General features: G+C 43.1%; 14 protein-coding genes. 12 read left to right on the top strand and 2 right to left on the bottom strand.

Annotation, left to right across the window (positions count from 1 at the left end; translation table 11 throughout):
• Positions 1–35 precede the first annotated feature (35 nt).
• The 9 genes from fmt to O3620_RS11295 all read left to right on the top strand — a co-directional run bounded on the left by fmt (position 36) and on the right by O3620_RS11295 (position 9,151).
• The gene (gene fmt, locus O3620_RS11335; RefSeq protein ID WP_004185635.1) at positions 36–971 is read left to right on the top strand and encodes a methionyl-tRNA formyltransferase; all 936 of its coding nucleotides are present in this window, start codon (positions 36–38) and stop codon (positions 969–971) included.
• Complete coding sequence (gene rsmB / locus O3620_RS11330; protein WP_371601745.1) at positions 961–2,277, top strand: 16S rRNA (cytosine(967)-C(5))-methyltransferase RsmB; 1,317 nt, start codon at positions 961–963, stop codon at positions 2,275–2,277. Before fmt ends, rsmB begins: the two co-directional genes overlap by 11 nt.
• Positions 2,278–2,295: 18 nt before the next feature.
• Positions 2,296–3,036, top strand: a complete 741-nt coding sequence (locus O3620_RS11325; RefSeq protein WP_002903268.1) for a Stp1/IreP family PP2C-type Ser/Thr phosphatase — start codon at positions 2,296–2,298, stop codon at positions 3,034–3,036.
• Positions 3,033–4,883: a Stk1 family PASTA domain-containing Ser/Thr kinase gene (gene pknB / locus O3620_RS11320; RefSeq protein WP_002920055.1), complete on the top strand. Its 1,851-nt coding sequence runs from the start codon at positions 3,033–3,035 to the stop codon at positions 4,881–4,883. The genes O3620_RS11325 and pknB overlap by 4 nt, the downstream gene beginning before the upstream one ends.
• Before the next feature lie 144 nt (positions 4,884–5,027).
• Positions 5,028–5,723, top strand: coding sequence for a cell wall-active antibiotics response protein LiaF (liaF, locus tag O3620_RS11315; RefSeq protein WP_002920051.1), 696 nt, complete (start codon positions 5,028–5,030; stop codon positions 5,721–5,723).
• Entirely contained in the window at positions 5,720–6,739 is a 1,020-nt protein-coding gene (locus O3620_RS11310; RefSeq protein WP_002920049.1) for a sensor histidine kinase, read from the top strand. The genes liaF and O3620_RS11310 overlap by 4 nt, the downstream gene beginning before the upstream one ends.
• Positions 6,717–7,349 carry a response regulator gene (locus O3620_RS11305; RefSeq protein WP_371601744.1) on the top strand — a complete coding sequence of 211 codons (633 nt, stop codon included), beginning with the start codon at positions 6,717–6,719 and terminating at the stop codon, positions 7,347–7,349. The genes O3620_RS11310 and O3620_RS11305 overlap by 23 nt, the downstream gene beginning before the upstream one ends.
• Before the next feature lie 39 nt (positions 7,350–7,388).
• Positions 7,389–8,789 (top strand): bifunctional Cof-type HAD-IIB family hydrolase/peptidylprolyl isomerase, encoded by a 1,401-nt coding sequence (locus tag O3620_RS11300; protein ID WP_371601743.1) that lies wholly within the window; start codon positions 7,389–7,391, stop codon positions 8,787–8,789.
• Complete coding sequence (locus tag O3620_RS11295; RefSeq protein WP_002901252.1) at positions 8,789–9,151, top strand: S1 RNA-binding domain-containing protein; 363 nt, start codon at positions 8,789–8,791, stop codon at positions 9,149–9,151. The genes O3620_RS11300 and O3620_RS11295 overlap by 1 nt, the downstream gene beginning before the upstream one ends.
• Before the next feature lie 105 nt (positions 9,152–9,256).
• On the opposite strand, the gene cysK is transcribed toward O3620_RS11295, so the two are convergent.
• Together cysK and O3620_RS11285 are read right to left on the bottom strand one after the other, a co-directional pair.
• Complete coding sequence (gene cysK, locus O3620_RS11290; RefSeq protein WP_002920045.1) at positions 9,257–10,186, bottom strand: cysteine synthase A; 930 nt, start codon at positions 10,184–10,186, stop codon at positions 9,257–9,259.
• Between the two features lie 100 nt (positions 10,187–10,286).
• On the bottom strand, positions 10,287–10,919 hold the full coding sequence (locus O3620_RS11285; protein ID WP_002903261.1) for a YigZ family protein: 633 nt from the start codon (positions 10,917–10,919) through the stop codon (positions 10,287–10,289).
• 55 nt (positions 10,920–10,974) lie between these two features.
• On the opposite strand from O3620_RS11285, the gene O3620_RS11280 reads away from it, so the two are divergent.
• From O3620_RS11280 to hpf, 3 genes are all read left to right on the top strand, one after another.
• Positions 10,975–12,273 carry a DEAD/DEAH box helicase gene (locus tag O3620_RS11280; RefSeq protein WP_002920044.1) on the top strand — a complete coding sequence of 433 codons (1,299 nt, stop codon included), beginning with the start codon at positions 10,975–10,977 and terminating at the stop codon, positions 12,271–12,273.
• Complete coding sequence (locus O3620_RS11275; protein ID WP_002920043.1) at positions 12,270–12,935, top strand: ComF family protein; 666 nt, start codon at positions 12,270–12,272, stop codon at positions 12,933–12,935. The genes O3620_RS11280 and O3620_RS11275 overlap by 4 nt, the downstream gene beginning before the upstream one ends.
• An 81-nt stretch (positions 12,936–13,016) precedes the next feature.
• Positions 13,017–13,559 (top strand): ribosome hibernation-promoting factor, HPF/YfiA family, encoded by a 543-nt coding sequence (hpf, locus tag O3620_RS11270; protein WP_002901241.1) that lies wholly within the window; start codon positions 13,017–13,019, stop codon positions 13,557–13,559.
• Positions 13,560–13,835: the final 276 nt, after the last annotated feature.

The following is a 13,835-nucleotide window of genomic DNA, read 5'->3' as shown; positions in this document are numbered from 1 at the left end:
AAGGGAAGGAACAAAGAAGGAATCAATAGTTTAAAATGATGAAAATAATATTTATGGGAACACCGGACTTCTCAGCGACTGTCCTAAAAGGGCTGCTGGACAGCGGGCAATACGAAGTGTTAGCAGTGGTGACGCAGCCGGACCGGGCCGTCGGCCGTAAAAGAGAGATTCGCATGACTCCAGTAAAAGAATTGGCCTTGGAATACGGGCTGCAAGTTTATCAACCGGAAAAGCTGGCTCAAAGCTCGGATTTAGAGGAGTTGATGAACTTAGAAGCAGATGGTATTGTCACAGCTGCTTTCGGACAGTTTTTGCCTAGCCGCTTGCTGGACAGTGTTGACTTTGCGGTGAATGTTCATGCCTCCTTGTTGCCTAAATACCGAGGTGGTGCGCCCATTCACTATGCTCTGATCAATGGCGATGAGCAAGCGGGTGTTACGATTATGGAAATGGTCAAGGAAATGGATGCTGGAGATATGATAGCCAGTAAGGCGACGCCGATTGAAGAGACTGACAATGTCGGAACTCTCTTTGAAAAATTGGCGCTTATCGGTCGAGATTTGTTGTTGGATGTTTTGCCAGCTTATAGGGCAGGGCAGATTATCCCTCAGCCGCAGGATCCTAGTCAGGTCACTTTCTCTCCGAATATCAGCCCAGAAGAAGAGCGGATAGAATGGAGCAAAACAAACCGACAAATTTTCAATCAAATTCGTGGCATGTATCCTTGGCCGGTAGCTCATACCTTGCTGCAAGGGCAACGTTTTAAGATTTACGAAGCAGATATGGTAGATGGCGACGGTCAGCCTGGACAGATATTGTCTATTAGTAAAAAAGAACTGGTGGTTGCAGCTGGTAAGGGAGCCCTCTCGCTGAAGACAGTTCAGCCTGCTGGTAAGCCCAAGATGGCTATCGTTGATTTTTTGAATGGACTGGGCCGCAGCCTGTCCATAGGAGATACTTTTGGAAAGTAAGCAAAAAACGGCCCGTTGGCAGGCCTTGGAAATTTTGGAAGAAGTTTTTGAAGAAGGAGCCTATTCCAATATCGCCTTAAACCGGGCTTTGAGTCAAAGTTCGCTGAGTCAAGCAGATAAAGGTCTGGTAACAGAGCTGGTTTACGGCACAGTTGCTCGGAAAATCACTCTGGAATGGTATCTATCCCATCTGATTGAGGATAGAGACAAATTGGATAACTGGCTCTATATTTTGCTTGAGCTCAGTCTGTACCAGATGCTCTATCTAGATAAAATCCCTCAGCATGCAGTTGTTCATGAGGCCGTTGAAATTGCGAAAATCCGTAAGCGCGGCAGTGAGAAATTTATCAATGCCTTGTTACGTAGGATTGAGCGTGAGGGTGTAGCTGATTTTGAAACAATCAAGCGCAAAAACAAACGCTATTCGATTCAGTATTCTCTGCCGGTCTGGCTGGTCAAAGACCTGATAGAAGAGTATGGCGAAGAAAGAGCTCTAGCTATCTTTGCCAGTCTCTTTGTTCGTAGTAAGGCCAGCATTCGCGTGACGGCTATGTCGCGAAAGGCAGAGCTTCGCCAGCTTTTAGGGGCTGAGGACTCGTTCTTATCTCCGTCAGCCTTGGTTAAGAAACAGGGACATTTTGCTGGGCACCAGCTCTTTGAAAGCGGAGCGATTACGATTCAGGATGAGTCTAGTCAGCTTGTGGCTCCGACTCTGGCCATCGAAGGGGAGGAGCAGATTCTGGATGCCTGCAGTGCACCGGGCGGAAAGACTGTCCACATGGCTTCCTATCTGACGAGCGGCCACATTACAGCCTTGGACCTCTACGATCATAAGTTAGAGCTCGTAAAAGAAAATGCGGAACGGCTGGTTCTGGCTGATAAAATCACCACTAAAAAGCTAGACGCGACCAAGGTGTTTGAGACATTTGGCCCAGATGCTTTCGATAAAATCCTGGTGGACGCTCCTTGCTCTGGTATTGGCTTAATTCGCCGCAAACCAGATATAAAATATAATAAAGAAAATGCAGATTTTGAGAATTTACAAAAAATTCAGCTGGATATACTAGACAGCGTTTGTCAAAGTCTACGTAAAGGTGGTATAATAGCTTATAGTACTTGCACGATTATGGCCAAAGAGAATTTTGAGGTTGTCGAGAAATTTCTGGCCAGTCATCCGAACTTTGAGCAAGTCTTATTAGACCATGAAAGAAAAGATATCGTCAAAGACGGCTGTATCTTGATTACGCCGGAATTATATGAAAGCGACGGATTTTTTATCAGTCAATTTAGGAAGATATCGGAATAAGAGGAGGAAACTGACAGTATGGAAATTTCATTATTAACAGATGTTGGTCAAAAGCGTACAAATAACCAAGATTATGCCAATCTTTTTGTGAACCGGGCGGGCAAGACCCTTATCATCTTGGCAGATGGTATGGGCGGTCACAGAGCTGGAAACATTGCCAGCGAAATGGCTGTGACAGACTTAGGAGCTGCCTGGGTTGATACACAGATTGATTCGGTGAATCAGGTGCGTGAATGGTTTGCGGAGCACTTGGAAGAGGAAAATCAGCGCATTCATCAATTTGGTCAAGATGAAGAATACAAGGGCATGGGCACGACTTTGGAAGCCTTGGCTATCATTGATAATCAAGCCATCTATGCCCATATTGGTGATTCTCGCATTGGCTTGATTCGCGGTGATGAATACCGCCAGCTGACTAATGATCACTCACTTGTTAATGCTTTGTTGAAAGCTGGACAGATTACTCCAGAAGAAGCAGAGCGTCATCCGCAGAAGAATATCATTACCCAGTCTATTGGCCAAAAAGACGAAGTACAGCCTGACTATGGCATGATTACCTTGGAGGATGGTGACTACCTCCTGCTCAACAGTGACGGTCTGACCAATATGATTTCAGACAGTGAAATTTGTGACATTGTCACTAGCGACATCAGCCTGTCTGAAAAAACACAAACCTTAATTCGCTTTGCCAACAATGCTGGAGGGCTGGATAACATCACAGTTGCTCTGGTTCGCTTTGACAAGGAGGATAAGGCATGATTCAAATCGGCAAAATCTTTGCCGGGCGATATAAAATCATCAAGCAGATTGGCCGAGGAGGCATGGCAGATGTCTATCTGGCCAAGGACTTGATTTTGGATGGTGAGGAAGTTGCGGTAAAGGTTCTTAGGACCAATTACCAGACAGATCCTATCGCTGTCGCACGTTTCCAGCGGGAAGCTAAGGCGATGGCTGACTTGGACCATCCGCACATCGTTCGGATCACTGATATTGGAGAAGAAGACGGCCAGCAGTATCTGGCTATGGAATACGTGGCGGGTCTTGACCTCAAGCGCTATATCAAAGAGAATTCTCCGATTTCAAATGAAGAAGCAGTCAGAATCATGGGACAAATCTTGCTGGCCATGCGCTTGGCGCATACACGCGGGATTGTCCATCGTGACCTGAAACCACAAAATGTCCTCTTAACCCCAGATGGCAATGCCAAGGTAACAGACTTTGGGATTGCGGTGGCCTTTGCGGAGACAAGTCTGACTCAGACTAACTCAATGCTGGGCTCAGTTCATTATCTATCGCCTGAGCAGGCACGTGGCTCTAAAGCAACTGTTCAGAGTGATATTTATGCGATGGGGATTATTTTTTATGAGATGCTGACTGGTCATATCCCTTATGATGGGGATAGTGCCGTTACGATTGCCCTGCAGCATTTCCAAAAGCCGCTGCCATCCATCATTTCTGAAAATCCTAATGTGCCTCAGGCCTTGGAAAATGTGGTCATTAAAGCAACAGCCAAAAAATTGACGGATCGTTATCAGTCGGTTGCAGAGATGTATGTGGACTTGTCCAGTAGCTTATCTTATGAGCGCCGTAATGAAAAGAAATTAGTCTTTGATGATGTTGCGAAAGCAGACACCAAGACCTTACCAAAAATCTCACCTGTACCTCAGCCAGCAGTTCCACCTGTTAAGCCAACTCCGGTTAAAACAGAAGCGGATGAAGTTAAGGAAGAGACACCAGATGCGGTTAAGAAAGTTCCAAAGAAACGTCGCTTGAGAACGCGTTATAAAGTACTTTTCTTTGCAGTCCTATTGGTTTTGGCGGCTTTTGTTGTCCTTCTTTATAATAGCCCATCCAATACCAGCGTGCCAGATGTTTCTGGTCAGACTGTGGCAGAGGCTCGCTCCGCTATCGAAGCTAAGAAGCTGGTTGTCGGAGACGAAAAGGAAGAATACAGCGACAAAGTCGAATCCGGCAAAGTCATTAAAACTGATCCACAGGCCAATAGTCAGCGCCGCGAAGGCAGCAAGATTGACCTGATTATCTCCAAGGGACCCAAGACCTTTGTAATGGAAGATTATGTTGGACAAGCAAAATCAGCCGCAGTTGAAAATCTGAAAACAAACTATAATGTTTCTGAGAAATTGATTGAGATTGTTGAGGAGGAATCGGACGAGTACGAGCCAGGCCAGGTCATTCGCCAGTCTCCGGCAGCTGGTTCGACCTATGATTTGACTTCTAATCATAAGATCAAGCTGACAGTGGCGAAAGAAGTAACTAGTGTGTCCATGCCTGACTTTGGCAGCATGCAGTACACCTACGCCAATGCACGTTCTTACTTGATTCAAATGGGAATTTCTTCTTCCCGAATTGAGCGAGTTGTTGACCGTTCGGTCACTTCGACTCAGGCAGACTTGGTAACTTCTCAGTCACCAGCGGCTGGTCAGACAATTGACCTCAAGTCTAATGAAAAAATCACTCTTTACGTGACAGAAGCAACAACACCATCGTCATCTAGCTCGTCATCTTCATCTAGCAACTCGAAGAGCAGTTCATCGTCCGATGATGAAAGCCATTCTAGTAGCTCTAGCTCTTCAGAACATCAATGATGCAAGATCATTTCTTTTAAGCTTTCTGGCTTGAAAGGAATGGTTTTTTCTTTTTTGCTGGACAAATTTCCCCATTTCATGCCTTGGACGGAGGTTTTTTGGTTTAATTTTGTTAAAATAGGAAGGTAGAGAAAGGAAACGGCTATGTGGAAGGTTCAATTATTTGTCTTTGTTGAAACAGTCTTATTATCCATGGCATTGGTGACCATGTTGGCAGCTGATTTTTCACGAGTTGTCATTATCTTGGTCCTTTTTTTGCTGCTGCTCTATTATTACTTCGGCAAGCAAAAAGGGAATTTTCTGCTGGTCGCTTCCATGATTATGCTGTTTTTCATTATCATGCTCAATCCCTACGTCATTGCTGCCCTTTTATTCGCGCTTGTTTATGGGATGATTGTGGCCTATCCTTATATTTATAAGGAAAATCAAGAAACCCATCTCATTTATGAAGAAGATGTGGAAATTCAGAGTGAAAAAAATCGCTGGTTAGGAGACCTGCAGCATTTTTCTAAGGACAGCTGTCAATTCCACGATATCAATCTTTTGCGTATCGTTGGGAAAGACACTATTCATTTGGAAGATGTGATTTTGGTCAACCATGATAATGTCATTGTCATTCGAAAAGGGTTTGGCGATACCAAGATTATTGTACCGCTGGATGTGGAAATTCAGCTGCAAATCAATACTCTTTACGGGGAGCTGAACTTTCTGCATCATCCATCTCGCAAGCTGCGCAACGAAACCATTTCGCTGACGACACCAGACTATAAACGAGCCAATAAGACAGTGAAGATTGTCCTCGTCAGCTTCTTAGGAAATGTGGAGGTTGTCAGAAAGTGAAGAAATCAAATTATTTTCTCATTCTCCTCTATACTTTCTTTGTTTTATTTATCATCTTTCACTATATTTTCAATATTTTTGATTTCACTTGGCAGGAACTCTTTAATGATTTGGAGCTGTTGCAGTCATTCGTTTTCTTTGTTGTGATTATCGGTTTATCACTGACCATTCTGATTGTGATAGCAGCTCGCTTGATACAATATCTGTCGGTAGCCCATGTGCAAAAAAATCTTCGGCATTTGCTAGATGGACGGAGGCTGGAGCCGACAGACCAGCCCGAGCTGGATCGCTCTCTGCATCAGCTTGAGAGAAGGCTGCACCGTTTAACAGAGAATCTCCAGAAGTCTGAAAACCAAACCCTGCAGACAGAAGAAAAAATTATTGAAAAAGAACGGCGGCGGATTGCGCGTGATTTGCACGATACTGTCAGTCAGGAATTATTTGCAGCCAATATGATTCTTTCAGGAGTGGCTGGAAATGTAGAACGGCTCGATGGACAAAAACTGCAAAAGCAGCTCAAGGGGATTGCAGATATTCTGGACACAGCCCAGAAGGATTTGCGGATTCTCCTGCTCCACCTGCGGCCTACAGAGTTGGAAAATAAGACTCTGATCGAAGGGATGGATGTGATTATCAAGGAGCTGACTGATAAAAGCGACATTGATGTTCACTTCAATCATCAGGTTGGGCATCTACCCAAACAGATGGAGGAGCATGTCTTCAGAATCATGCAGGAAATTATCAACAACACACTGCGGCATGCCCAAGCCAGTCGGCTGGATATTTACCTCTATCAGGCACCTAATGAGCTTAAAATCAAGGTATCTGATAATGGCATTGGTTTTGATCCGCTAGCTCAGGATGAACTCAGCTACGGCTTGAAAAATATGGAAGACCGTGTGCGGGATATGGCGGGCACTTTTAAGCTTTTGACAGCCCCCAGAAAAGGTCTTTCTATTGAAATCACAATACCTTTACTAGAAGGAGAAGATCATGAAGATATTGTTAGTGGATGACCACCAGATGGTCAGATTGGGATTGAAAAGTTATCTGGAACTGCAAGAGGATATAGCAGAAGTATCTGAAACAGTCAATGGTAAAGAAGGCGTTGAGCAAGCTTTGGCAAGTCGTCCGGATGTGATTATCATGGATATCGTCATGCCTGAGATGAATGGGATTGAAGCGACACTGGCCATTTTAAAAGAATGGCCGGAAGCAAAGATTCTGATTTTGACTTCTTATCTGGATAATGAAAAAATCTATCCTGTTCTGGATGCAGGCGCTCATGGATATATGCTTAAGACTTCTAGCGCTGAAGAAATTCTCCGTGCCGTCAAAAAAGTGGCCAAGGGAGAATTTGCTATTGAAACAGAGGTCAGTAAGAAAGTGGAGTATCATCGTAACCATATCGAGCTCCATGAGGATTTGACCGCTCGTGAGCGTGATATTTTAGGGCTTTTGGCCAAGGGTTATGAAAATCAACGGATTGCGGATGAGCTCTTTATTTCCCTCAAAACGGTTAAGACTCATGTCTCCAATATCTTGTCCAAATTGGAGGTGAGCGACCGCACTCAGGCAGTTGTTTATGCTTTTCAGCACCATCTTGTCCCACAAGAAGACTTTTAATGGTATAATAGAAAAGATTAAGATTGGACAAGGGGAGATATGGACGCAAAATTAAAGTATAAGGCAAAAAAGATAAAAATTGTCTTTTTCGATATAGATGATACCCTGCGAGTCAAGGATACAGGTTTTATCCCAGACTCTATCCAGACAGTTTTCAAGCAGTTGAAGGACAAAGGGATTTTGACGGGTATTGCGTCTGGACGAGGAATGTTTGGTGTCGTGCCGGAACTGAGAGCTTTGCAGCCAGACTTTTTCGTTACTCTGAACGGAGCCTATGTCGAAGACAGCAAAGGGAAGGTGATTTCTCAGACAGTTATCCCGTCCGAACGAGTGACGTCCTATATTGCTTGGGCTCAGGAAGTAGGGATTGATTATGGTCTGGTCGGCAGCCATGGAGCAGCCTTGTCCAATCGAAATTCTCTGATTTCAGAGGCCATTGATGTGGTTTATCCAGATTTGCCTGTAAATCCAGACTTTCATTTAGACAAAAATATTTATCATCTTTGGACTTTTGAGGATAGAGGAGATGGCCTGCAGTTGCCAGAGGCGTTAGCGGAGCATCTGCGTTTGATTCGCTGGCATCCTCATTCGTCAGATGTCGTGCCGACAGAAGGTTCCAAGGCAGCCGGAGTTTCCAAGGTTGTCGAGCATCTGGGCTTGAAACCTGAAAATGTCATGGTTTTTGGCGACGGACTCAATGATCTGGAATTATTTGACTATGCAGGAATTGGCATTGCCATGGGTGTTTCCCATGAAAAACTGCGAAAAAGAGCAGATTATATTACAAAAACAGTAGAAGAAGACGGTGTTTTTGCCGCCTTAGAGGAGTTAGGTATGGTAGAAAAAGAATTACATTTTCCACAAGTAGAACTTGCAGCAGCAGAAGGTCCAAAAGCGACGATCAAGACTAATCATGGTGACATGAAAGTTCAGCTGTTTCCAGAACAGGCACCAAAAACAGTAGCCAACTTTATTGCCCTTGCTAAAGATGGTTATTATGACGGTGTGATTTTCCACCGCATTATTCAGGACTTTATGATTCAGGGTGGAGATCCAACTGGTACTGGTATGGGTGGTCAGTCTATTTATGGCGAGAAATTTGAAGATGAGTTTTCACCTGAACTGTACAATATTCGTGGGGCTCTTTCCATGGCAAATGCTGGGCCGAATACTAACGGCAGTCAATTTTTCATTGTTCAAAATAAGAATCTACCTTATTCAGCTAAGGAATTGAGCCGCGGCGGCTGGCCTGAAGCTATCGCTGAAGTCTATGCCAGTCAGGGAGGAACACCGCATTTGGATCGGCGCCACACTGTCTTTGGTCAGCTGGCTGATGAAGCGTCCTACCAAGTTTTGGACAAGATTGCAGCTGTTGAGACGGGGGCGATGGACAAGCCGGTGGAAGATGTTGTGATTGAGACAATTGAGGTAGAAGACTGATGAAAATCGGTGATAAATTAAAAGGCAAAATCACAGGGATTCAGCCTTATGGGGCTTTTGTTGAGCTGGAAAACGGAACGATTGGTCTGATTCATATCTCAGAAATTCGTCCGGGCTATATTGAAAATATCCATGATAGTGTAAAGATCGGCCAGCAAGTCTTGGTACAGGTTGTAGACTATGATGAATTTTCTGGGAAGTCCAGTCTGTCCATGCGGACTCTGGAAGAAGAAAAGCACCGCCTCCCTAGACGCCACCGCTTTTCAAACGACCGCTGTAAAATTGGTTTTGAACCTTTAGGCAGACAACTGCCTATCTGGATCAAAGAGGCAAAAAAATTCTTAAAAGAAGAAAAAGTTTAAAAAATATCCTGTTCCACAAGAGAACAGGATATTTTGCTTGGATAGAATTGCTATTCAATTCATAGCCGACTGCTAAGTTGAAATGGACATGTTTTTCAAAAAATACTAAGCATCAAATTCATAGAGAGCGGTAGACAGGTAGCGTTCGCCGTTATCAGGTGCCAGAGCAAGGACTTTTTTACCAGCTCCTAGTTTTTTCGCTACTTCAATAGCTGCGAAAATAGCAGCAGCAGATGAAATTCCCACTAAGAAGCCTTCCTGACCGCCAATATAACGTCCGAATTCCAGTGCTTGATCAGAAGTTACGCGGACAATACCGTTGTAGGCTGCTGTATCCAAAGTCTCTGGAATGAATCCAGCTGAAAGTCCTTGGATTTTGTGAGGACCTGGCTTCTCACCAGAAAGGATAGCAGATTCATCTGCTTCAACTGCATAGGTTTGGATGTCCGGATTAACTTTTTTGAGAGCGTGAGATACACCGGAAATAGTTCCGCCAGTTCCGACACCGCCAACAAAGGCATCCAGTCCAGTTTCACCGAAAGCAGCGATGATTTCTGCTCCTGTTGTTCGTTCGTGAACCTCTGGATTGGCCGGGTTGTTAAACTGCAGCGGCAGCCAGCCATTTCGTTCTTGGGCGATTTCTTGTGCTTTTGCAATAGCACCTTTCATTCCCTCGCTACCCGGAGTCAAGACTAACTCAGCACCATAAGCTTGGATAATCTTGCGCCGCTCCACACTCATGGTCTCTGGCATAACAATGACAACCTTATAGCCTTTGGCTGCTCCAACCCATGAAAGGCCAATACCAGTATTTCCGCTGGTTGCTTCAACGATAGTATCGCCGGGCTTGATAAGGCCATCGCGTTCAGCCGCTTCAATCATGCTGAGAGCAATCCGGTCTTTGACAGAAGAGCCGGGATTGAAAGCCTCTAACTTCACATAAACCTCAGCAGCTCCTTCTGGAACCAAGTTGTTCAATTTGACGATGGGAGTTTGTCCAATTAGTTCTGTAATGTTTTGATAAATACGTGACATAGAATACATACCTCAATATAATTTAATAGAATTAGTATAAAATGAAATAAGCGCTTTGTAAAATATAAAAAAGCTATGAGAGCCATAGCTTTTCTTTATGTCAAAGTGTCAAGGGGACTTCTACTTGGCGCAGTCCTTGATCTATCATTTCTAATTTGCCTTTAAAAAACTCAGTTAGCTTATCTTTGAGCAGTTCTCTTTCACCTTTATCAACAAAAAGAAGGGTGGAGACGGTATCTGTAAATTCAGTATCGTATTCAGCAAGATTTTCTGTCTTCAAAAAATTAGTAAAATCCTGATATTGGCTGTAAGACAGTCTTAGGCGCAGGCCAGCTTGTTCTTTTATCTCAACCAGTCCAATCTCCTTAATAGCTAAAGCAACACTGCCGGCATAAGCTCGAATCAGACCGCCGGCTCCTAGCTTAATACCGCCAAAATAGCGAGTAACCACCACGCAAAGATTGGTCAAATTGTGCTTTTCTAGGACTCCCAGCATAGGAACTCCGGCTGTTCCGCTGGGCTCACCATCATCGCTAGTTCGCTTTATATCACTCTTTTCCCCAATGATAAAAGCAGAGCAGTTATGAGTGGCCTTGTAATGTTCTTTTTTTATAGCAGTGATAAAAGCGCGAGCCTCTTCCTCGGAGTAAACTCGTTTTACATGGCAGATAAAGCGGGATTTTTTAATTTCCTCTTGAACCATGCCATCTTCTTTAATTGTCTTAAATTCCATAACTATATTTTACAAGAAAATATGAATTTTGCCAAAAAATTACGAATAAATAAGTATGTTAGAGTTGCAAGATTGTTTAGGACGTATATTTACAGAGAGTCAGTTAGAGTCTAGCTTGCGAGCACAAGCAAAAGAAATTCCCAGTATCCGAGAAGAAAAAGGCAAGCTCCACTGCGGACGCTGCAACAGCTTGATTGAACGAGAAAATCAGCTACCTGTTGGAGCTTATTATTGTAGAGAATGCTTAATATTGGGCCGGGTACGGAGTGACCAAAAACTTTACTATTTTCCTCAAGAGGATTTTCCTAAAAAACAGGTGCTTAAATGGCAGGGGCAACTGACAGAGTTTCAGGGGAAGGTCTCCAAAGGCTTACTGGATGCGCTAGAGAAAAGACAGAATACGTTAGTGCATGCTGTTACTGGCGCTGGAAAAACAGAAATGATTTACCAAGTGATTGCAAGAGTTATTGATAGAGGAGGGTCTGTTTGCTTGGCCAGTCCGCGGATTGATGTTTGTTTAGAACTTTATCGGCGCCTAAAAGAAGACTTTTCTTGTGAAATAGCCCTTCTGCATGGGGAGTCAGAAGCTTATTTTCGCAGCCCCTTGGTAATTGCGACCACCCACCAGCTCTTAAAATTTTATCGGGCTTTTGATTTGTTGATTGTGGACGAGGTAGACGCCTTTCCTTATGTGGATAATCCCATACTGTATCACGCTGTAGAGCGTTCAGTTAAAGAGGATGCTACAACTATTTTTCTGACAGCCACTTCCACAGATGAATTGGATAAAAGAGTTCAAAAAGGTGAGTTGAAACGCCTGAGTCTTCCCAGAAGATTTCATGGTAATCCCTTGACCATCCCTCAGAAAGTTTGGTTATCTGATTTTCAAAAACATCTTCAGAAGAAGAAAATAGCACCTAAACTTTTAAAATATATACAAAAACAGAGGGAGACTCAATTTCCTCTCTTAATATTTGCTGCAGAAATTCAAAGAGGAGAGGATGTTGCTCAGGCTTTGCAGATAGCTCTGCCTGATGAAAAGCTGGCTTTTGTCGCCTCTACAACAGAAAATCGTCTAGAGATTGTCGAGCAGTTTCGTCGCAAGGAGATCACTATTTTGGTGACAACGACTATCTTAGAGCGTGGAGTAACTTTTCCTGGCGTGGATGTTTTTGTCTTGGAAGCCAATCATCGCTTGTTCAGTCGTAGTGCTCTGGTTCAGATTTCAGGCCGAGTTGGCCGTAGTATGGATAGACCGACTGGACAGTTGCTATTTTTTCATGATGGGACTACCCTTGCTATGGAAAAAGCAATTCGAGAAATGAGAGATATGAATAAGGAGGCGGGATTATGACAGAGTGTCTTTTATGTAAGGAGCAAATTAAGGAGAAAGGTAGTTTTTTACGGCTTTTTCTATTAAAAGAAGAAGGACCAAGCTGCTGCTCCACTTGTTATCAAAATTTTGAACGCATATCTGAAGAGCATTGCCCTCGATGTCTTCGCAACGGGCAATCAGATTTATGTGCAGATTGCCAAAAATGGGAGAAAGAGGGGAATCAAGTCCAGCATCAGTCACTATTTACCTATAATGAAGCAATGAAGGAATATTTCAGTCAATACAAGTTTCAGGGAGACTATGTATTGCGCTTTGTATTTGCAAAAGCAGCTAAAAAAGCAGTCAAAATGTTTAGAGAGCATACCATTGTTCCGATTCCAGTCAGTATCGAAAAATTTCAAGTGAGAGGTTTTAATCAAGTGCAGGGGATTTTAGATGCTGCAAACTTGTCATACAGAGATATCTTAGAGAAAAAAGACACCCTAGCACAGTCGAGCAAGACACGTGAGGAGCGTCTGCAGACGCAGCAGGCTTTTAAAATTAAGAATGGAGTTGATTTGCCAGATAAAATTTTGCTGGTTGATGATATCTATACGACTGGAAAAACCTTGCAATTAGCCAAGCAAATCTTGCTGGAAGCAGGAGTGAAAGAAATTTTGACATTTTCAATCGCAAGATAAGAAAAAATTTGCAAAAAAGGAATGAAAGCGTTATAATGATATTATAAATAAAACATTTATGTTTAGAAAGAAGGTACTTATATGCTTAAATATAGTATCCGTGGTGAAAACCTAGAAGTAACAGATGCTCTCCGTGACTACGTAGTTTCTAAACTTGAGAAGATTGAGAAGTATTTCCAAGCAGAGCAAGAACTTGATGCGCGTGTGAACCTCAAGATTTACCGTGAAAAGACTGCGAAAGTGGAAGTGACAATTCCGCTAGGCTCCATCACTCTTCGTGCAGAAGATATCTCTCAGGACATGTATGGATCAATTGATTTGGTCACAGATAAGATTGAGCGCCAAATCCGCAAAAATAAGACCAAGATTGAAAGAAAGAATCGCAATAAGGTTGCTACAAGCCAGCTTTTCACAGATTCCTTTGCTGAAGAAGCAGAAGAAATTCCGTCAAAAGTTGTTCGTTCAAAACACATCGATTTGAAGCCAATGGATTTGGAAGAAGCGATTCTGCAGATGGATTTATTGGGACATGATTTCTTTATCTATTCCGATGCTGAGGACAGCAGCACAAATGTTATATACCGTCGTGAGGATGGAGATATTGGCCTGTTAGAAGTCAAATAAATAAGAAAAGATGGTTGAGAGCATGTTTCTCAACCTTTTTATTTTATAGAAATTTATACTGTCAGATGACATAAAAAAGCACCCTAGGCACAAAGAAATTAACTTTATACTTACAGTTGAAAAATAAACTTCAAAAAATTTAAAAAATATTAGAAAAGGTATTGACAGGTTGGTGGTATAGGTGATATACTAATATAGTTGTCGCGAAAGACAAAGCCCTTTGAAAACTGAACAAGACGAACCAAGTGCAGGGTGACATAGAGATATGTAACCTGT

Origin of the sequence: Streptococcus sp. 27098_8_134 (genome assembly GCF_041431675.1) — a bacterium.
In the GTDB taxonomy this organism is placed as follows: Bacteria; Bacillota; Bacilli; order Lactobacillales; family Streptococcaceae; genus Streptococcus; species Streptococcus sanguinis_R.
Note: the sequence above shows the minus strand (reverse complement) of the source record. Positions and strands in the feature narration are given on the sequence as shown.